Source organism: Kibdelosporangium philippinense (genome assembly GCF_021390435.2).
Taxonomy (GTDB): Bacteria; Actinomycetota; Actinomycetes; order Mycobacteriales; family Pseudonocardiaceae; genus Kibdelosporangium; species Kibdelosporangium philippinense.
Genome location: NZ_JAJVCN010000001.1, coordinates 1,853,143 through 1,872,621 on the forward strand (window position 1 = coordinate 1,853,143; position 19,479 = coordinate 1,872,621).

13 protein-coding genes are annotated in these 19,479 nt (G+C 63.7%); 5 read left to right on the plus strand and 8 right to left on the minus strand.

Annotation, left to right across the window (positions count from 1 at the left end; all coding sequences use genetic code 11):
- The first annotated feature begins 2 nt into the window (after window positions 1-2).
- Window positions 3-524 (plus strand): AMIN-like domain-containing (lipo)protein, encoded by a 522-nt coding sequence (locus LWC34_RS08590; protein WP_233724466.1) that lies wholly within the window; start codon window positions 3-5, stop codon window positions 522-524.
- A 76-nt stretch (window positions 525-600) separates the two neighbouring features.
- On the opposite strand, the gene LWC34_RS08595 is transcribed toward LWC34_RS08590, so the two are convergent.
- A complete protein-coding gene (locus LWC34_RS08595; protein ID WP_233724467.1) occupies window positions 601-3,600 on the minus strand; it encodes a discoidin domain-containing protein in 3,000 nt (999 codons plus the stop codon).
- Between the two features lie 130 nt (window positions 3,601-3,730).
- Between LWC34_RS08595 and LWC34_RS08600 the strand changes: the two genes are divergently transcribed.
- The 4 genes from LWC34_RS08600 (at window position 3,731) to LWC34_RS08615 (ending at window position 11,634) form a co-directional block, all read left to right on the plus strand.
- Window positions 3,731-4,960 carry a styrene monooxygenase/indole monooxygenase family protein gene (locus LWC34_RS08600; RefSeq protein ID WP_233724468.1) on the plus strand — a complete coding sequence of 410 codons (1,230 nt, stop codon included), beginning with the start codon at window positions 3,731-3,733 and terminating at the stop codon, window positions 4,958-4,960.
- A gap of 119 nt (window positions 4,961-5,079) precedes the next feature.
- Window positions 5,080-6,204 carry a VanZ family protein gene (locus LWC34_RS08605; RefSeq protein ID WP_233724469.1) on the plus strand — a complete coding sequence of 375 codons (1,125 nt, stop codon included), beginning with the start codon at window positions 5,080-5,082 and terminating at the stop codon, window positions 6,202-6,204.
- A 169-nt stretch (window positions 6,205-6,373) separates the two neighbouring features.
- Window positions 6,374-10,819 carry a PDDEXK-like endonuclease domain-containing protein gene (locus LWC34_RS08610; protein ID WP_233724470.1) on the plus strand — a complete coding sequence of 1,482 codons (4,446 nt, stop codon included), beginning with the start codon at window positions 6,374-6,376 and terminating at the stop codon, window positions 10,817-10,819.
- On the plus strand, window positions 10,816-11,634 hold the full coding sequence (locus tag LWC34_RS08615) for a hypothetical protein (protein WP_233724471.1): 819 nt from the start codon (window positions 10,816-10,818) through the stop codon (window positions 11,632-11,634). Before LWC34_RS08610 ends, LWC34_RS08615 begins: the two co-directional genes overlap by 4 nt.
- Window positions 11,635-11,689: 55 nt before the next feature.
- Here LWC34_RS08615 and LWC34_RS08620 read toward each other — a convergent pair whose 3' ends face one another.
- The 7 genes from LWC34_RS08620 to LWC34_RS08650 all read right to left on the minus strand — a co-directional run bounded on the left by LWC34_RS08620 (window position 11,690) and on the right by LWC34_RS08650 (window position 19,425).
- Complete coding sequence (locus LWC34_RS08620) at window positions 11,690-13,450, minus strand: alkaline phosphatase D family protein (protein ID WP_233724472.1); 1,761 nt, start codon at window positions 13,448-13,450, stop codon at window positions 11,690-11,692.
- Between the two features lie 30 nt (window positions 13,451-13,480).
- Window positions 13,481-14,719, minus strand: coding sequence for a threonine ammonia-lyase IlvA (gene ilvA / locus LWC34_RS08625; RefSeq protein ID WP_233726388.1), 1,239 nt, complete (start codon window positions 14,717-14,719; stop codon window positions 13,481-13,483).
- A gap of 73 nt (window positions 14,720-14,792) precedes the next feature.
- Window positions 14,793-15,389: a GNAT family N-acetyltransferase gene (locus LWC34_RS08630; RefSeq protein WP_233724473.1), complete on the minus strand. Its 597-nt coding sequence runs from the start codon at window positions 15,387-15,389 to the stop codon at window positions 14,793-14,795.
- A complete protein-coding gene (locus tag LWC34_RS08635; protein ID WP_233724474.1) occupies window positions 15,386-16,939 on the minus strand; it encodes an amidohydrolase in 1,554 nt (517 codons plus the stop codon). The genes LWC34_RS08630 and LWC34_RS08635 overlap by 4 nt, the downstream gene beginning before the upstream one ends.
- Entirely contained in the window at window positions 16,936-17,328 is a 393-nt protein-coding gene (locus tag LWC34_RS08640) for an acyl-CoA thioesterase (protein ID WP_233724475.1), read from the minus strand. The genes LWC34_RS08635 and LWC34_RS08640 overlap by 4 nt, the downstream gene beginning before the upstream one ends.
- Window positions 17,325-18,713 (minus strand): AMP-binding protein, encoded by a 1,389-nt coding sequence (locus LWC34_RS08645; protein ID WP_233724476.1) that lies wholly within the window; start codon window positions 18,711-18,713, stop codon window positions 17,325-17,327. The genes LWC34_RS08640 and LWC34_RS08645 overlap by 4 nt, the downstream gene beginning before the upstream one ends.
- Window positions 18,706-19,425 carry an enoyl-CoA hydratase/isomerase family protein gene (locus tag LWC34_RS08650; RefSeq protein ID WP_233724477.1) on the minus strand — a complete coding sequence of 240 codons (720 nt, stop codon included), beginning with the start codon at window positions 19,423-19,425 and terminating at the stop codon, window positions 18,706-18,708. Before LWC34_RS08650 ends, LWC34_RS08645 begins: the two co-directional genes overlap by 8 nt.
- Window positions 19,426-19,479: the final 54 nt, after the last annotated feature.

A 19,479-nucleotide genomic window follows, 5' to 3' on the forward strand; every position in this document is an offset into this window, starting at 1 on the left:
CGATGTCACGAACGACATTTCTCTTGTTGATCACAATGCTGGCCGCGTTCCTGGTGCCGACGTCCGCGACCGCGGCACCCTATTGCGGCATCACATGGGGTTCACTGCCCAAGAGCGCACCGACGTCGGTAACGGGTGAACTGGTGAACATCCGCTCGGGCAGGCACGACTGCTACGACCGTCTGGTGCTGGACTTCCGGTCCCGTGTCGACGGATTCCACGTGTCCTATGTGGATCAGATGACCGAGGACCCGACCGGGAACCCGATCCCGTTGCGCGGCGGCGCGAAGCTGTCGGTCGCTGCTTTCGGGCCCGCGTACGACGCGAACGGTCAGCCGACGTACACCTTTGCCAACCGCCGTGAGCTCCTCAATTTCGCCGGGTACCAGACCTTCCGACAACTGGCCTGGGCTGGTTCGTTCGAGGCGGTCACCACGGTCGGCCTCGGTGTTCGCGCGCGATTGCCGTTCCGCGTGCTCACGTGGGACAACAAGGTTGTCGTGGACGTCGCCCACATCTGGTAAAACCCCAGGTCCACCCTCGTGAGTGGTTAGCCGTGTTCTAACACGAATAACCACTCACGAGTCGCACGCTGGGAATTTAGCCTGCGCCGTAGGGGTAGAGCGGGTTGCCGTAGGTGCTCGGTGGTTGTTGACCGGCGTCGATTCGGGCCCTGATCTCGTTGCGTTGTGCGGGAGTCGCGGCAAGATCGTATGGTAGGTCCCACTGTTCCGTTGCGTCAGCGGGAATGTCACTGCCGCCTGGCCTGAGAACATCACCCAATGCTCGCGGCAACTGCCACGGCAGCTTGCCGCGAGCCGTGTAGTCGCCGAACAGCAGGCTGGCCAATGCCGGGCCCATCTCCTCGCCGCCGCGGTACGTGACCACGATGGCGCTCGCGAGGCCATGCCATTCTGTGATGACGTACGGCCGAGGCATGACTAAAGCGACTACCACAGGGATGCCTTGGCGTTGGAAGTTCTGGATCACCGCGACCTGATCCGGTGGCAGATAAGGCTGTTCCTTCACCCAGTTCGTACCATGGGTGTACGACGCCTCGCCGACCGCGACCACCGCGAGCTTCGGTGCCGGACCCGTGTCCTGATAGACGTTCACGCCTGCCTGGGATGCTCGTGCCTTGATCGCGTCAAGGATGTTCAGCGAGCCGTACTCCTGGTGGAAGTAGCTTGTCCAGACACAGCAAGCGTTTGAGTCCGTCGCGCGTGGCCCGGCGACGACGATGTTGTCACCGCGGTTCAAGCGAAGTGGCAGAACACCGTTGTTTTTCAACAAAGTCATCGACTCGCGCGCGGCTTGGTTGGCCAGGGCGGTGTACGCCGGTGTGTGGAAGCGATATGGGCCGTTGACCGGATCACCATACGGATTCTCGAACAGTCCCAATTGGAACTTCAGCCGCAGCACCCGGCGAACGGCGTCGTTGATCCTCGCCGCGGGCACGTTCGCGGTGAACGACCCGATACTGAAACCCGGCGCGCCTGGGTCGGCGCCGCCCATGACATCGGATCCCGCGTTGGCCGCGCCGACCCAGGAGCCGGAAGGCAGCCAGTCGGTCGTGATCAGGCCGGCGAAGCCGAGATTCTGCCGCAGATAGGCGAGGATCTTCGCGCTGTCGCCCGCCCCTGGGCCGCCGGGATCGAGGAACGAACTGCCCGCGTAACCCGGCATGATGTTGACCGCACCGGCTTCCATCGCGGCGCGGAACGGAACCATGTGGTACTTGATGGTCACCGCGTCGAACACAATGAGTGCCTCGCCGCCAGCGCCTTCGCCCGGCCAGTGCTTGACCGTGGCGAGCACGGACGAGGGGTTGAGCTCAGGGCCGCCTTGCAGTCCGGCGACCAAAGCCCGCACCTGCGCGGCCGCGACTTCAGCGTTTTCGCCGTTGCCTTCCTGGATACGCGGATACAGCACCTTCGTACCCACCTCGGCGAGCGGGCCGAGCACGCCGCGTGCACTGACTTCGAGCTGCTCACGGCGTTGCATGTCACCGAGTTTGTAGTCCAGCGGGTAGTTCTTGCCTGCCGCAAGGGCACTTTGCAATGGGTATGTGGTCTTGTAGCCGCTGATCGTGTCGCCTGCGGAGATGAACGGGATGCCGAGTCTCGTGCCTGAGGACGCCAGCAGGATGGTGTGCAAGTCCTGCGCTTCCGCGGGCCCGAAGTGCCACCCAGCCCGCGGGAATGCCTGCGCGTTGTAGAACATCTGATACGCCTTCTCCTCGGCCGTCATCCGCCCGAGAAGGTCATTCACGCGGGCCCCGACCGGCTGGCGCCAGTCCTCGTACGGCTCGATGGCGCCGTTGCGGTTCAAATCCCTGCTGCCGTTGACGATCGACACGCCGTCGGCGACGTTTTCCAGCGTTGGCACGTAGACGCTGAACTGCCGGATGTTGGACGGGCTTCCGTCACTGGCCACCACGAACCACTTGTAGGTCCACCGGTCGGTGATATCCCAGGTGGGCGTGTAAGTCGTGCCGCTTACGTCGGCGACCTTCGTATACAGGTCGATGAGGTTGCCGGACGCGGCGAAGTTGTAGTCCTCACGGCTGACGTTGATCCACACCTGGTAGCGGGTCGCGCCAGGCATCGCGTTCCATGCCAGTGTCGGGCGCCGGGTGGTCGTGATCATCGCGCCGTCGGCCGGTGCTGCCAGCGCGAACCGGCCGGTGTTGGCTGGCGCTTTTGTCGGCGGTGACAGCAAAGGCGGCGTGGTTGTGGTGCTGTCGACCGTGCCGAAGATCTGGAATTCCCAGAGGGAGTAGCCGTATCCGGTTGCTCTCGCGGTGCCGAGCATTCGGACGTATCTGCCGGTGCCGGTGGTGGTGAGTGTTTCGGTGCCGCCGGTTCCGGTTGTGGTGGTGTGGATCGGTGTCCAGTTCGTGGTGTCGTTCGATGTCTCGATCCGGTAGCCCTTGGCGTACGCGCCTTCCCAGACCAGCCTGACCTGGTTGATGATCGCCGGTCCGCCGAGGTCGACGCGGATCCACTGCGTGTCACTGAATTCGCTGGACCACCGGGTTGTCGTCCTGCCGTCGAGCGCGGCGGCAGGCGCGTTGCCGCCCTCCCATGACGAGGCGGTGACCTGCTTGAACTCGGAGATCAACGTCCCGGCGTCCGCGGTGAGCTCGCCGAAGACCTGGAACTCCCACAGCGAGTAGCCCCAGCCAGTCGCCCTTGCGGTGCCGAGCATTCGGACGTATCTGCCGGTGCCGGTGGTGGTGAGTGTTTCGGTGCCGCCGGTTCCGGTTGTGGTGGTGTGGATCGGTGTCCAGTTCGTGGCGTCGTTCGATGTCTCGATCCGGAAGGCGCTGGCGTACGCGGCCTCCCAGGACAGGGTGACGCTGTCGATCCGTGCGGTGCCACCAAGATCGACCTGCACCCACTGCGGATCGGTGAACTGGCTGGACCATCGGGTGGCGGGATTGCCGTCGGTGGCGCTGGCGGCCGTGGTCGCGTCGTTCTCGATCGACGACGCGGTTGTCGTTTTGCCTTGGGACAGCAGAACACTCGCCGCCTGCGCCGTCACGACCAGGGACAGCAGCATGACGACAGCGAGCGCCAAACCCAGAACTCGGCGCATAGTCAGCTCCCATGCAGGGTGATGAATCTGGGAGAGCGCTCTCCGAGACCTAGCGTGTCCGACGGATCGCCCTTAAGTCAAGCCATGTGGACCTATACGTGCCTCCCATGGCGTTGAAACTGTGGGGGACATGCGCCGAATCGGGATCATTGGAGCGGGCCAGGCAGGCCTCGTGCTGGCACTGGGTTTGCAGAAACGCGGCTACGAGGTGACGGTCGTCGCCGAGAAAACAGCGGATGAGGTCAGGCAAGGGCGGCTGATCTCCAACCAGTGCGTCTTCCATCCGGCGCTGCAGCGGGAACGTGAGCTCGGCATCAACTTCTGGGACGACGAAGTCCAGCCGGTCGAAGAAGTCGCGTTCAAGGCAGCGGGCGCCCCTGGCACGACGGAACCCGTGATCTCCTGGGGGCAGAAGTTCGATCACCAAGCCCAGTCAGTGGATCAGCGGGTGAAGGTCTCCGACTGGATGACCCTGTTCGAGGCCCAGGGCGGCGAAATCCGCTACCAGAAGGTGACTCCGGCTGACCTCGACTCCTACGCCGTCTCGTTTGACCTGGTCATCGTGGCCGCGGGCCGTGGACCTCAGTTCGATGCGTTGTTCCCGCGTAACGCTGAACTTTCGCCGTACTCGGAGCCGCAGCGGGCGATCGGGATCGCCTACGTCCGCACGAAGCATCCGATGTTGCCGGGTTTGACGTTCAACCTCGGCCCGTTCGGTGAGAACTTCGTGCTGCCAGTGCTTTCCGTGCAGGGGAACGTGCATGGGATTGGTTTCTTCGGCCTTCCGGGAAGCCCGATGGATGTCTGGCAGGACGTCAAGGACATCGACCAGCACATGGAGATCGGCCTTCGCCTGTTGCGTTCTTACTTCCCTTGGGACGCGGGGATTCTGGAGGAAGCCGAGCCCGCGGGCCCGCTGGAGGCGTTGTATGGGGCGATCACGCCGATCGTCCGGCATCCCGTCGGCAAGCTCCCGTCCGGCAAGTTGGTGCTGGCCATGGGGGACACCGCGGTGACCAACGACCCGGTCGGCGGCCAGGGCGCGAACATGGCCGCGCACGCGGCAAGGTCGTACCAGGAGGCAATCCTCGCCCAGGGGGACAAGGAGTTCGACGAGCAGTTCATGCACGAGGCATTCGGGAAGTACTGGGCTGTGGCCCAACATGCGACCGCGTTCAACAACGCCCTGCTCGCCCCGCCCCCAGAGCACGTCCTCGCCACCCTGGCCACAGCACAGCGCGTGCCCGAGGTCGCCCACAGGTTCGCCCACCTGTTTGAAAACCCGGTCGGCTACACCGGATGGCTGGACAACCCAGCAGCGTCAATGAAGTACCTGGCCGAAGCCACAGTCCGAACCTAACCCCCGCCGTGTCCACCATTCCGACACAGTGTGTCCACCTTTGCAGAACATGGAGATGCACATTCCCGCACCCCAAGATCACACGTATTAAATTCCCCCTGGCTGGGTAACAATGCGTCGTGGTCGCAACCTACCTGCTGCCGGTCCAGACGGCGTTGCTGCTGTTCCCGATCGTCGTGCTGCTCGTGATGCTGCCGGTCGCCGTGGTCAGCTACCGCCGCAGAGGCCGCGCAGGAGGTTGGGCGACGGTCATCTTCTACGCCTTCCTGTTCTACCTCCTCGCCGCGGTCATGCAGACGATCATGCCCCTGCCACGGAACCCGGAGTGGTACTGCGCGACCCAGAACTACGCCAGCACGCCCCAACTCCGGCCCTTCTACTTCATCGAAGTGGTCGACCAACGGGCGAGAGGCCGCTGGACGCCGGGGGCGATGATCCGCAACCCAGCGCTGTGGAGCACCGCACTCAACGTCGTCCTGCTGATCCCGCTCGGCTTCTTCCTGCGCTACATGGCAAAGAGCCGTTTCCTCGCAGCCACCGCGATCGGCTTCGGCACCTCGCTGCTGTTCGAACTGACCCAGTTGACCGGCCTGTGGTTCGTCTACCCATGTGCCTACCGGCTGTTCAGTGTGGACGACCTGATCCTGAACACGGCCGGAGCAATGATCGGCTGGCTGATCGCAGGCCCACTGATCCGCGTGCTACCCAACCTCGAACCCGATCGAGACCGGAAGCGTTACGCGGCAAGGGTAACCCCAAGCCGCCGCGTCTTCGCGCTCCTGGCTGACATCGTCGGATTCGCCACGCTGACCGCGTTCGTCCTCGGCATCATGACGCTGCTCGGTAGCTCACCGAAGGGACCAGTCGTCGTAGTCCTGGCCGGAGTCTGGTTCCTGCTCGTGCCAACCCTGACCGGGTCCACGCCAGGCAAACGCGCGATGCTCCTGCGGATCGAACGCACCAACGGCCATCGGGCAGGCCCGATCTCGTTGGCGGCGCGCTACGGAATCCTGTTGTCTCCGTTGTGGTTGCTGTGGATCGCGCTGTCCGTCGACGAATGGGACGTTTTCGCCAACCCCGAGCAGTTGCTTATTCCCGTTGGTGCCGTGGTTTCTTTGTTCGTGGTCGGCATCTGGACCCCGCTCGCGGTGTTCTTCGGTCACGAATCCGCGCCCTACGAGCGCCTTACTCGCACCACCAATGTCGCGATCGTCGCGGCTCGAACAGAAGTTCCTGTTTCATGAACATGTGAAGAGTGGAAACTGTTTACAAATGATTGAATGTTGGTGTTCTCACTGTAGAAGGTGTATGCGGTCAGTCATCCAACTGGTCGTTACTTGTCGTACGACCTTGTGCTCGTAGGCATTTGTTGACAGGATCTCCTGTTGCTTTCGAGGAGGGGATCCAGTGGTTATGACGGCGACGCCCGCTGACGACGCTCTGCGGAAAACGACCAGTTTGATGGAGTATCTGGCCGAGGTCACTGATGCCGCGGAGCGTGATCCGGTACGTGACATACTTTCGGATCAATCCGGCGCGCCGGAACCAATTGTCTGGCTGGACGAACTGCCGGACGGCGTTCAGCTGAACCAGCGGCCAACCGACGACGTCGTGCTCAGGGTTCGGCCACCGAAGATCGTCCCTGAACCACCGCCACCAGCAGATGTGGCTGGCTGGATCCACTCGGATCTGCCACGTGGTGCGGATGGCCTTGAACCTGTTCTGATTGAGCGCGGTCCAGCGGGCGCGCCGGCCGATGAACTGCGGGAACCACCAAACAGCGTGGTCAGAGGTTTTACGCAATGGTTGTCAGCTTGGCGGTCGTGGTCGAAGGAACAAGTCAGGGAGCGTGCCAAGCGGCAGCTCTATCAGCAGCTGGAAGAGGCAGCGAAAAAGCTGGAACAGCAAGATGACGAGTACGAATTCGTCCTGGCTGTCGGCTTGGTGCAATGGGAAGCGCCGGACGGTGAAGGTATCCGCCGTCACCTGGTGAGTGAGCCTGTCCTGGCTAACCTCGATCGGTTGACGGCCGAGATAACAGTTTCGTTCGTCAGCGGGAAGAGACGATTCGAGGACAAGGAGATATTTGCTGGCCAGGACGTTTACCACGCTGATCGAGGCCGTGCCGTGAGACAGGACGTGCTCGATTGTGACGGCGACATTTTCAGCGACCAGGTCATGCGGTACACGCACGACTGGCTTGGACTCACACTCGATGTGCCGTTCGAATCCACTGCGGCACGGCGACGAGACAAAACGCTGCCAACAGCACTGACGGTGTCCAGCGCGCCGGCATTGCTGCTTCGGCCGCGTAGCCGTGCGTTGCTCGCCGAAGCGTATCGTCGAATCGCGGAAGCGCTGCGTGAACCGGGCGCGCAGGTGCCTGTGGCGCTCGCCCAACTGGTCGCGGAAACCAATACTGAGCAACGACAAACGTGGCTCATGGAGCAGGGCGCCGCAGCCGGGGACGTGCTCGGCACCGATCCGCTCTTTCCGCTGCCGACCAACGATGAGCAGATGCGCGTTATCGAGCTGCTGCGAACCGAGACCGGTGTGGTGGTCCAAGGACCGCCAGGCACAGGAAAGACGCACACCATCGCCAATCTCGTGTCGGCGCTGCTGGCCAGAGGCCAGCGAGTACTGGTGACCAGTCAGAAAGATCAGGCACTCAAAGTGCTGCGGGAGAAGATCCCGGACGAACTGCGCAAGTTGTGTGTACTGCTCGCGGGTGGGAGCAGGGACGCGGCCAAGGAGCTCGAACAAGGACTGCAGTCGCTGTCCAACGCGATCGCCTCACCGACGACGGGTGAGTTGCCGAAGAAGATCAGGGAACTTGCAGCCGAACGGCATGAGATGCGATCTCGTGCCGCCGGTCTGAACAACAGGATTCGGGAACTACGTGAGGTGGAGAGTGTTAGACATCCCGCGGTGACCCCGGGTTTCAGCGCGACCAAGTACGCGGGGACGTTGACCGAGATCGTTCGTGAGGTCAAACGCGACGCTCCCACCTGCGACTGGATACCCACAGTGGATCCGTCGTTGCCGGACTTGCCGCCATTGCAAGTCCCGCAACTGTTGACGCTCTTGAGGTTGCTGCGCTCCGACACGCCAGCTCGTCGTGCACGAGCAGGTCAGGAGATCCCATCCGCAGACGAGTTGCCGCAAGCGGGTGAGCTCGCGGACACCATCTTGTCGGAACGTCAGGCCCTCGAAACAGCACACACCGACACCAGTGAGACAACGACAAGGCTTGCCGAGCTCGGCCTCGATCGGCTACGTGACCTGCAGGGACTTCGCGACGAGGTCCGGATGCTGCTGGCGGGACTCGGTTTCGGTGCGGACCACACCGTGAGACCGGAACGGGACTGGGTCGGACGAGTGGTCGACGACCGGCTCGCGGGACGGCGAACCGGACTGTGGGGCCATCTGTACGAGGTGCTGGGTGAGGCCGCTCGCCTGCAGGCCCAGCTGCAGACGCGAGGCGTCTCGTTCGAGGTCGAGATCGAGCCGTTCAAGAGCCTTGGTGCCGGTCGTGGCCTGCTGCAGGCCGGTAAGCAGCTCAGAGATCACGTGGCACAAGGCAGAAAGCTACGTTCGGTACTGCCGAAGTCTGCGGCACAGAAACAGGCGGCCGACTTCCTCGCCGCTGTCCGTGTCGATGGCAAGCCACCGACTGAGCTGCCTCAACTAGAAGCCGCCCTTGGGCAGTTGGAGGCCCAAGTCGCTGCAGCACAACTGGTGCGCAAGTGGGCGGAAGCTGGCGTCGTTCTGCCGGAGAATGGATTGACGTGGACGTTGTCCGAGCTGGCCGACAACGAGCAGATGCTTGTTGCCGCAGAACAGCTCGGAGAGAAACACGACCGTGTACGTGATCAACTGGTCCGCTCTGGGCTCGCTATCGATGTGTCCACCGTCGCGAACCTGACCGCGGTGTTGGACGCGGTGCCCGGGGCGCTGAAGTACGTTGAACTGGAACAGGCGCGGACCCAAGTCGACGCGCTCTATCGTAGGGTCCACGGGCTTGCGACCATGCCTGCGGCATGTCCGGAACTGGGGGGCCTACTTCAAGCCATCGGCGCACGTGATCCCGAGGCTTACCGTCGTGGGCTGGACGCGGTGTCGTCGGCCAGAGCCGAGCACGCGGACGAACACCATCGGGCGAGTCTGGCAAGGACACTACGTGGGATCCACCCCGTGCTGTACGACGTACTGGAAAGTACTGCCGGGCAAGAGGAGTGGGAGACCAGACTGAATCAGTTGGCTTCGGCATGGGCGTGGTCGAAGGCGCAGCAGTTCGTGCGGAAGTGGCGCAACGCCGATGAGGAACGACGGCTTGTCCGCGAATTCGACCAGGCCGAGGCCAGAGTCAAGCAACTGACAACGCAGTTGGCCGCTGCGGAGGCGTTGCACGCGTGTGTGAGCCGGATGAGTGACCTGCACGCCAGGGCGCTACGCAGCTACGGCGAGCACATGCGCAATGTTGGTGCGGGTTCAGGAAAGAAGGCCCGTGAGTACCGCAAAGCCGCACGGGCAGCCATGGAGAAAGCCAAGGACGCAGTGCCCGCGTGGGTGGTCCCGTTGCCCAATCTGCTGGAGAACATCACCCCGAACAAGGACGCGTTCGACGTCGTGATCGTCGACGAGGCCAGCCAAGTCGGTCTTGAGCAACTCTTCCTGCTGTGGATGGCGCCCAGGGTGATCGTTGTAGGTGACGACAAGCAGTGCACTCCAGGTGAAAACCGGATGAGCAAACTGGACGATCTCTTCGAGAGCCTGCGCAACCACCTCGCGGACATAGACAACGACATCAGGACAGCCTTCACCTCCAAGTCGAACCTGTACGGCGTGCTCACCGCGCGGTCAGGGAAGAATGCCGTCGTCCGGCTGAGGGAGCACTTCCGGTGTATGCCTGAGATCATCAACTGGTCATCGCGCGAGTTCTACGGCGAGGACGACAGCAGCCTGATTCCGTTGCGGGAACGGACCGCGGCAGATTTGGACCCCTTGAAGGTTGTGCATGTTGAGGACGCGTACGTCGATGGAAGGGACGCGGCAAGGCGTAATACCGTAGAGGCAAAACGGATAGTCGACGAAATGGTGTCCTGTATCGCGGATCCGCGCTACCAGGGCAAGACATTCGGCGTCGTAGTCCTTTTGGGAACCGGCCAAGTCAAACTCCTTGAACACGAGATCAGTGCCGCTATCAGTGCGGAGGAACGCGCTGCGCGGGAGATCCGGGTCGGCAACGCGCCCAACTTCCAGGGCGATGAACGCGACATCATCTTTTTGTCCACAGTGGCCACCGAGGCGCCGAGGTCCCAGGCGGCACCGATCTGGCAACAGATCTACAATGTCGCGGCGAGCCGGGCGAAGGACCAGATGTGGCTGTTCACTTCGGTTCCGCCGCATGAGTACAAGCCTGGAGATCTTCGGGCCTCACTGGCGAGCTACATGCTCGACCCGCCATCGGTTTTCGGTACTTCGCCGGCGTTGGAGGAGGTCAGCGAGACGGAGCACTGCGAGCCGTTCGAGTCACTCTTCGAGCAGCGGGTGTTTCGGGAGATCAAGAAACGCGGCCACCACGTGGTGCCGCAGTACGCTGTCGGCACCCGACGGCTGGACCTCGTTGTGGTCGGGGATGGAGGCAGGTTGGCCGTGGAGTGTGACGGGCACCGCTGGCACACTTCGCTTACCCAACAAGCCTCCGACGCGCGGCGCGATCTCGAGCTGCGTCGAATGCGCTGGGAAGTGGTCCGGATCAGGGAAAGCGAGTTCGAGTTCGACCCGGAAAAAGAGCTGGCGCCGCTGTGGCAGCGGCTTGACGAACGAGGCATCCACCCGCGAGGAGGGGACAAGTGAACGACACCGCGGAGATTGCAGTGGAACTCGACGACAACGTGCTCGACCGCTTGGCAAGTTTGATCTGTGGCGATGACAGCACGCCGTACTACCGCCCTGGTTACAAGATATCGGCATTCCTTGAAGCAGCAGGGTGGCGCCGCGTTGGCGAGGTGGAAGGTCCGCGCCGGGCGTGGGTCTCGGACATGCTCAAACGACGACGCCGCGATTCGCAGGCACTGCAGGGCGTCATTCTCCGGCTCGCCGATCCGCGGGAGTATCTCGACGAGGACGACGTCCGTGTGTTGGTCGTCAAGGAGCTCAACCAGTTGCTTGCCGTCGAGGGGTATCAGGTCGTGTACTCGGGCAGCAGACCGAAACTGGTTGAGCGCCCGCAAACCATGCAACGACCGGAGATGCGTGAGCCGATCGAGCTCGTCGCCGATCTTGGCGACATCGTCAGCGATGCCGAATTCGGCAAGCACCTCAGGGCGAGGTTGGACGAGGCACACACGTGCTGGAGTGCGGGCGCGTGCACGGCAGCGATCATCATGCTTGGCAGCCTTCTTGAAGGTGTGCTCTACGAGTTCGCGATCAGCAGGCGCGGTGAAGGTCCTAGACCCAGTGACCACCTCGAATCGTTGATCAATCTGGCGCAAGAGAAGAAGTGGATCGCGAAGGACGTGAGTGACTACGCGCACGTGCTTCGGGATCATCGCAATCTGGTTCATCCGAAGAAACAGATCACGCAGGGATACACACCGGAAGACGACACGGTACGGATCGCATGGAACGTGGTCGTCGCTGCCCTCAACGACCTTGCCGAAGCTGGCTGAAATCCTCGTGAGTGTTTTCGCCGGTTAGAACCGGCGAAAACACTCACGAGGAAACCTAGGCCGGTTCGTCTGGCCTGGCGCCGACCGGACCGGCAGCCAGAGTGGCTTTCTTTGTCCCAGCAAGGGTTTGCCAGCTGGTGGTGTACGCGGTCGTCACATCCTTGTGCACGCGTGGGTCAGGTTGGGCGGTCGTCGGCACGGGCGTGTGGTGGAAGTCGGCTTGCACCCGATCCGGTGTCACGTCGATCAACGCATAGCCGTGACCGACACCATCGAGGTACTTGATCCACGGGTTACGGCCGCTCAACACACCGGTGAGTTGCCGCGTTGTGGCAACCACTGTCTCCGGTGGTGTCCCGGCGGGAACCCTTGTGCGGGCCAGTTCGTAGAAGCCGTCGCTTGTCACGGAAGGACAGACGAACTCGACACCGACCGAAGTGTAGTCCGCCGAAGCCTTCGACGGGATCTCGACCGCCCACGATGAATGGATGTCGCCCGTCAGCACCACCACGTTGTTCGACGCGGCAGCGATGTGGTTGATCAGTTCTGTTTGCTGCGCGCGGTAACCATCCCACTGGTCGGAGTTGATCAAGGTCATGGTGGGTGGCAGGTTCAACAACGGCCCGGGGATCATCAATGGGCTCAACACGGTCTGGTTGCCAATCAGGTGCCATGGCTTGCCGCGCGACGAGCCCTTGAGCCATGTCATCTGCTCCGACTCTAGCAAATGCCTGGCCGGGTCGTTGAGCTGAGCCTCTACTTCGGGCGCGCCGATCGGGATGAAACCACCGCCTCGCGTCGAGAACGGCGGCACGTTCACCTGCTCTGTCCGGTTCTGGCGAGTCTCCAGAACGGACAGATCGCCGAGTGGCCCGAAGCTGAAGCTGCGGAAGAACCTGGTGCCCTGGTGCGGAATCACGCGCTGCTCCGGCAACCGGAACGGCATCCACTCCAGGTACGCCTGATACGCCACCTTTCGCCTGCTCTGGAACGAGCCTTCGGTCTCGGGCGAATGGTTGACGGCACCGTCGTTCCACGCGTTGTCGGCGACCTCGTGGTCGTCGAAGATCGTGATGAACGGATGCTGCCGGTGGGCCAATGCCAGGTCCGGATCGGCCTTGTGCAGTGCGTGCCGCAGCCGGTACCCGGTCAGGTCGATGGTTTCGGTTTCCGGGATGCCGTCGCGCACCCCGATCAGCTCCGGCGGCCCGGACCGGTCGGCGCCATTGCCGTACTCGTAGAGGTAGTCACCGAGGTGCAGGACGAAATCGAGGTCGTCGCGCTGTCCCAAAGCGCGGTACGCGGCGAAGTAGCCGCCGGTGTAGTTGCTGCACGACACGAGCCCGAATCGCAAGGCGTGCAAGCGATCGCGCTCGTCAGGCGCAGTCTGTGTGCGGCCGACGGGACTCGTCTCACCTTCGGCGTGGAATCGGTAGTAGTAGCGTGTGTACGGCCGCAAACCGGTGACGTCGACCTTCACGGTGTGGTCGGAGGCCGCGGATGTCAGCACTCCGCCGCGCTTGATCACATGCCGGAACGCCTGGTCTCGTGCGACCTCCCAGCGCACGAAGATCGGGCGGCCGAGCCCGCTGCCGGGCGTCGCGATTTGTCTGCCTTCACAGGGTGGTGTGGCTCTCGTCCAGATCACCACGGCGGTCCCCAGTGGATCGCCACTGGCCACGCCGTACCCGAAAATCCCGTTGGACGCGGGCGCGGCGGCAGCTTCGAAGTCGAATACCCGGAACGACCCGGCGATGGCGGCCGCGCCGAGCGCGGCCCCTTTCAGAATCGACCTGCGGCTGGGCGTTGCGTTCATGCGCGCCACCCTAATGACCAGCGGGCACGCTCAAACGACGAACGTGAAAAGTGGGCTGTCCGGCGGGACGCGCTCGATCCGATGGGGGACAGCGCTCATCCGCTTGAGCATCGCCTCGAGGTTCTCCGGAGCGCCGAGTTCGATGCCGACCAGCGCGGGTCCCGTCTCCCGGTTGTTGCGTTTGACGTACTCGAACAGCGTGATGTCGTCGTCCGGGCCGAGGACGTCGTCGAGGAACCGGCGCAGCGCGCCGGGCTCCTGCGGGAACTCGACCAGGAAGTAGTGCTTGCGGCCCTCGAACACCAGCGCCCGCTCGACGATCTCGGCGTACCGGCTGACGTCGTTGTTCCCGCCCGACAAGATGCACACGACCGTCGAACCCGGCTTGAGACCCAGCGGCAGGCCAAGGGTGGTCGTGGCGAGCGCGCCCGCGGGCTCACTGATGATCCCGTCGGACTGGTACAGGTCGAGCATCTCGACGCAGATCTGGCCTTCCGGCACCGCGACAAGGCGTGGCCGCCCGGCGTTCACCACGGCGAACGTGTGCTGCCCGACCTTGCGGACCGCGGCGCCGTCCACGAAGGGATCGAGGTGGTCCAAGTCGACCGGCCCGCCGTGCTCCAGGGCGGCGGCCATGCTGGTCGCGCCGAGCGGTTCGGCCCCGATCACGGTGACCTCGGGATGGTTCTCACGCAGCCAGATCAAGGTGCCTGCCAGCAGCCCGCCGCCACCGACCGGGACGATCACGGTGTCGGGCGCGCGCCCGAGCTGCTCGATCGCCTCCTTGATGACCGTGCCCTGGCCAGCGATCGTTCGGGGGTCGTCGAATGCCGGGACCAGCGTCATGCCGGTCGCCTGGGCGTGCGTGTGCGCGAGGTCCGCGGCCTCGTCGTACGTCTCGCCTTCGACGATGATCTGCACGAACTTGCCGCCGAGGCTCGCGACTCGTTCGCGCTTCTGCCGTGGCGTGGTCCTGGGCAGGTACACCCGCGCCGAGATCCCGAGCGAGGCGCACGCGAACGCCACACCCTGGCCGTGGTTGCCTGCGCTGGCGCACACGACGCCGCGCTCGCGCTCCTCTTTGGTCAGGTTGCTGAGCAGGTTGTACGCGCCGCGGCCCTTGTAGGAGCGCACCTTGTGCAGGTCCTCCCGTTTGAGCCAAACGTCCAAGTCGTACCGCTGCGACAACCGCTCGTTGCGCTGCAATGGACTTGGTTCGATGACTCCGGCGAACCGGCGTGCCGCTGCTCTTACATCCTCGGCGACCACATCGGCCGCGTCGGGGCGTTCTGCGGACAAACCGCCGCTCCTGTCCTGCTTTGTTCGGGCTAGACCCCGCAGTCTACGTCCCGGACAGGCCGCTGGCTCTCAGGGTGTCGCTCACCACTGGATCAGTGGCCGTCAAGCCGTAGCGGTACCGGTAGACCGCCAGCATCGTGTCCCGCAGGTCATCGCCCACGATCGGCGCCGTCTGAGGCTGCGTCAGATCCGCGGCCATCAGCAGCATCGGGTGCGGTTCGTCCTCATTGGGCTGGTGATATCCCTTGATGGGCAACAAGACCGCGTCGAGTCGCGTGTAGAACGAGATTCGGCGCTCGCGGATCGTCCGCTCGGCCTCGTCGATGCCGTCCTCGGCAGGGTCCTCGACGTCGTAGACGATCCGCGTGAATCCGGCCATTTCCCGGCGAACCTCGTCCCACAGGACCGCGCCGAGGCCACGACCCCGCTCGCCGACCACGAAATACCGCAGGAACACCCAGCCCGTCGGGCCTAGTTCGCGCAGTACGGCGAAACCGCGAGGGGAACCATCGGTCAGTACCAGTGCGCGGTCAGCGAGAAGGTCCTCGAACGGGGTACGCAGGCGTGCGCTGAAACCGTCCTCATAGATCTTTCGGACCTGCGCCAGATCTGGCAGGGAGGTCGCGGGGACGAGCTTCACCGGAACACCCCGCCGACCATGGTCCGCAGCACCTCGATGTCCTTGATGCGGCCGGGTTCCACGGTGGCCGGACTGTCCGAAAGCACCACCAGATCCGCCAGCTTGCCCACGCTTATCGTGCCTTTCCGATGTTCCTGTTTGGACGCATATGCCGAGCCGTACGTAAAGGCGCGCAACGCCTCCAGCCCGGTGATCGCTTCCGATGGGTTGAACGGGACGCCCGAGGCCGTTTGTTGGTTGACCATGTCGTGCATGCCGAGCAGGGGAGCGCCGGTGACGACTGGCCGGTCGGAGCTGCCAGGTACCACGATCCCAGCGTCCAACAAGGACCTTTGCCGGTATGCCCATTGTGTACGTTCCGGCCCGAGGGCGCGCAGCATTCCGTCGCCGATCTCGTTGACGAACCGTCCTTGTGGCACAGGGATCACGCCAAGATCGCGCGCTCGGCGCACCTGATCCGGCCGGGCCACTCCGAAGTGCTCGATCCTGTGCCGCCTTGTCGGGTCACCAGCGGCTGCGTAGGCATCGAGGACGAGGTCGATCGCCGCGTCGCCGATCGCGTGTGTCGCCACGCGCCAGCCCGCTTTGTGCGCCGCCAGGATTGTGGACCTGAGCGCGTCCGGATCTCCTTGCAGGTAGCCGCGTTCGCCTGGTGTGTCGGAGAAGTCGTGACACATTGCAGCCGTGTGGCCGATCAGCGAGCCGTCGGAGAAGACCTTGACCGGGCCGATGCTCAGCCAGTCGTCGCCGAAGCCGGTGCGGATTCCCAGATCGAGGCCGATGCCGAGCTCGGTCACCGGGTGCAGGACGTCCGCGGCGACCATCAGCTCCACTCGGACGTGTAGTTTTCCCTGCTCACGGGCGCGGTGATAGGCCTCGAGCTCGACAGGGGACTTGCCGATCCAGCCGCCGCCGATCCCGGCCTCGGTGCAGCTCGTGATGCCTTCCCGCAGGTACCGTTGTCCGGCGCGGTCGATCGCGTCGACCAAAGTGCCCACTGGGTACGGCAGGATCAGCGGATTCACCAGCTGCTGGGCCTGTTCCTGGAGCAGACCGGTCGGCCTGCCGGAACCGTCCACAACGACCAGTCCGCCGTCCACTTCGATCGCCCGCTCGGCGATCCCAAGTTCCTTCAGGACAGGCGAGTTGACCACGCACATATGCCCGGAGGTGTGCTTGACCAGGACTTTGCGGCCTTGTGCGGCGCGGTCGAGGCCTTCACGGGTCGGATGGCCGCCGCACTTGTTCTGGTCGTAACCCGACGCGATGATCCACTCACCCGGCGGTGCTTGCGCGATCGCGGCGTACAGGGCGTCAAGGCTGGTGACCCGGACGTCTACTTCGGACAGGGTGAGCCCGTACCAGCTCATGTGGTTGTGGGCGTCGTGGAATCCGGGCGTGACCGTGGCGCCGTCGAGATCGATGACCTGTCGGGCAGGGACTTCCTCAAGGGCCACGATCCGGTCGCCGAGAATGGCCACCTCTCGTGTGTCCGGACCGTCCAAGGTGATCACGTTGGCGTTCTTGAGCAGGAGATCGGCTTTGATCATTGCTGCAGCTCCGTGAACATCTCCCGATACCAGTCACTCCACGGGGTCGGCTTGCCCTCAGTGTCCACTTTGACGATCACCCGATAACCGCGAGCATGGTGTCCACACTGGAATCCATAGACCGCACTGGTTGTGCCGATCTTGTCGGCGGTCAGCTCGATCGGCAGGATTCCCGGTGACGTGAACGCGGCGAGGAACTCGATATGCAGTTCCCTGACCACGTACCTCAAATCCTCGTCGCGGTCGGCAGACTGCGCCCAGCCTTTACCGAGCCGTTCGAACAACGCGGACTGCGCGCGTTCGACGTGCACCGCGAACCGTGAGTTGTGCAGTGTCCCGTTGAGATCGAGTTCGTCGAAGAACACCGGACTGTCCCATTTGAAGCTCACCGCAGCCGCTCCTTCGCCACGCGTTCGGACGCCGTACGCGGCAGGTCGGTCCGGAATTCCCAGTATCGCGGAACTTTGAACGACGCCAAACGGTCCGAGCAGAACTCCGTGAGTTCGGCTTCGGTGACATCGCCCACGATGAACGCCTTGACCTCCTCGCCACGGATCTCGTCCGGCACGCCGACCACTGCCGCGAGCCGTACCGCGGGGTGGCTCATCAGGACTTCCTCGACCTCATGCGCTGCGATATTCTCGCCGCTGCGCCGGATCATGTCTTTGATCCGGCCGAGGTGGTAGACGCGCCCGTCTTCGTCGATCCGAGCGAGGTCGCCCGTGTGGAACCAGCCGTCGTCGAACACGTCCGGCTTTCCGAGATAGCCATCCATCATTCCCGGACCACGCAACAACAATTCACCGTTGACGATCTTGGCCTCGCGGTGTGGGGCGGGCTTGCCCAGGCAACCGGTTCCGATGAAGGAGTCGTGATCCTCGTCCGTGATGCGGATGTCCGCGCCGGTCTCGGTCATCCCGAACGCCTCGTACCAGCCGACGCCCCAGCGGTCTTCGAGTTCCTTGTGGAGCGTCGGCGGAATCGCTGACGACTGGACAACCCGGACCCGATGATCACGGTCGGCTGGGTCTGGCGCCATTTTCAGCAGCAGGGTTGGCATGGCGCCGAGGCAATAGAAGTAGGTCACGTGGTGTTGCCTGGCCTTGGCCCAGAAGCTGGACGGATGGAATCCGTCCACTATGACCAGTTCCGCCCCGGCGAGCAACGCGGTGATCACGTTCCACTGTGGATCGATGTAGTGGAACGGTTGTGCCGTCAGCATGACGTCGTTCTCTGACAGGTAAGGGAAGTGGTTCACCAGGCTCTGGCCGAGCTGTTGCCAGTACTCGTGGGAAAGGACGCAGCCCTTGGGGTTGCCGGTGGTGCCGGAGGTGTACTGGATGTTCACCACTCGGCTGACTGGTCCCTGGACGAAACCTGCTTTCGGGGCAAGGGTTTCGACGTAGTGAACTGGTGGCGCGTCGATGGATTCCAGCAGCGGCCGGAATTCCTCTGTGGTCGCCACGGCCGCGGCTTCGGAGGAACGCAGCAGGTAGGACGCGTCGACGGACCGGTACTTGACGTTGACCGGGACCATCGCGGCGCCGAGCTTGATCAGGGCGAGCCAGATCAGCGGGAACTCAGGCTGGTTGCGGAGCAGCACGGCGACCCGGTCGCCTCGCTGAATTCCTTTGTCTCGCAGCGCTTGTGCGTAACCCGATGACAGCTCGTGCACCTCGGCGAAGGTGAACCGGCTGCCCGGATCGAAGGTCCACGCGGTTCTCGCAGGCCATTTCCGTGCCGCTTCGGCGACGACTTCGACCAGGTCAGCCATGTCGGTACTCGCCGGACACGCTGGTCAGGATGGCATGGTCGACCTCGGTGGCCAGCGCTTCGTCCAACGTGGCGTCCAGGCCTCGATCAAGTGCTTGCTTCGCCAAGCTGACCGAGACAGGCGGCCTGTCTGCGATCTGCGCGGCCATCTCCAGCGCGACCTTCTCGTGCTCGCCCGGAGGTACCACCCGGTTGATCAGGCCCATGGCCGCGGCCTTCTCGGCGGGGATGCGCTCACCCAGCACGAGGAGTTCCTTGGCGCGGGCCGGCCCGACGATCTTGGGAAGGAGCGCGGAGATGCCTCCCGTGACGCTCAACCCCACCTCGACCTCGGGAAACCCGAACTGGGCGTGCTCGTCGGCGACGATCAGGTCGCAGCCAAGCGCGAACTCGCAGCCCGCGCCCAGCGCGTAACCGTGCACCGCGGCGATCACGATCCCGGGGAACGCCCTGATCTTCCTGGTCACATCCTGGATCTGTGCAAGGCGCTGCCGGGTTTCCAGGCTGGTTTCCGCCGGCGTCGGCTCCTTGAGGTCGTGACCAGAACAGAACGCGCGGCCACGCCCGGCCAGCACGATCACTCTGGCCTCTTGTGCCTGGTCAAGGGCTTGGAGCAGGCCTTCGGTGAGCGCGGGCACGACCGCGTTCAGGCGTTGCGGCCGGTTGAGATGGATACGGGCGACGCCGTCCCGGCATTCGTAGTCGACGACCACCGCACATCCTCCCGTTGTTCGATCGATCGATCGATAGACCCTGACGGTAAGCTG

Excerpts from the sequence above, each read along its gene's own strand:
- LWC34_RS08590 (WP_233724466.1), top strand. The coding sequence starts at position 3 with ATGTCACGAACGACATTTCTCTTGTTGATCACAATGCTGGCCGCGTTC.
- LWC34_RS08595 (WP_233724467.1), bottom strand. The coding sequence starts at position 3,600 with ATGCGCCGAGTTCTGGGTTTGGCGCTCGCTGTCGTCATGCTGCTGTCC.
- LWC34_RS08600 (WP_233724468.1), top strand. The coding sequence starts at position 3,731 with ATGCGCCGAATCGGGATCATTGGAGCGGGCCAGGCAGGCCTCGTGCTG.
- LWC34_RS08610 (WP_233724470.1), top strand. The coding sequence starts at position 6,374 with ATGACGGCGACGCCCGCTGACGACGCTCTGCGGAAAACGACCAGTTTG.
- LWC34_RS08620 (WP_233724472.1), bottom strand. The coding sequence starts at position 13,450 with ATGAACGCAACGCCCAGCCGCAGGTCGATTCTGAAAGGGGCCGCGCTC.
- LWC34_RS08635 (WP_233724474.1), bottom strand. The coding sequence starts at position 16,939 with ATGATCAAAGCCGATCTCCTGCTCAAGAACGCCAACGTGATCACCTTG.
- LWC34_RS08645 (WP_233724476.1), bottom strand. The coding sequence starts at position 18,713 with ATGGCTGACCTGGTCGAAGTCGTCGCCGAAGCGGCACGGAAATGGCCT.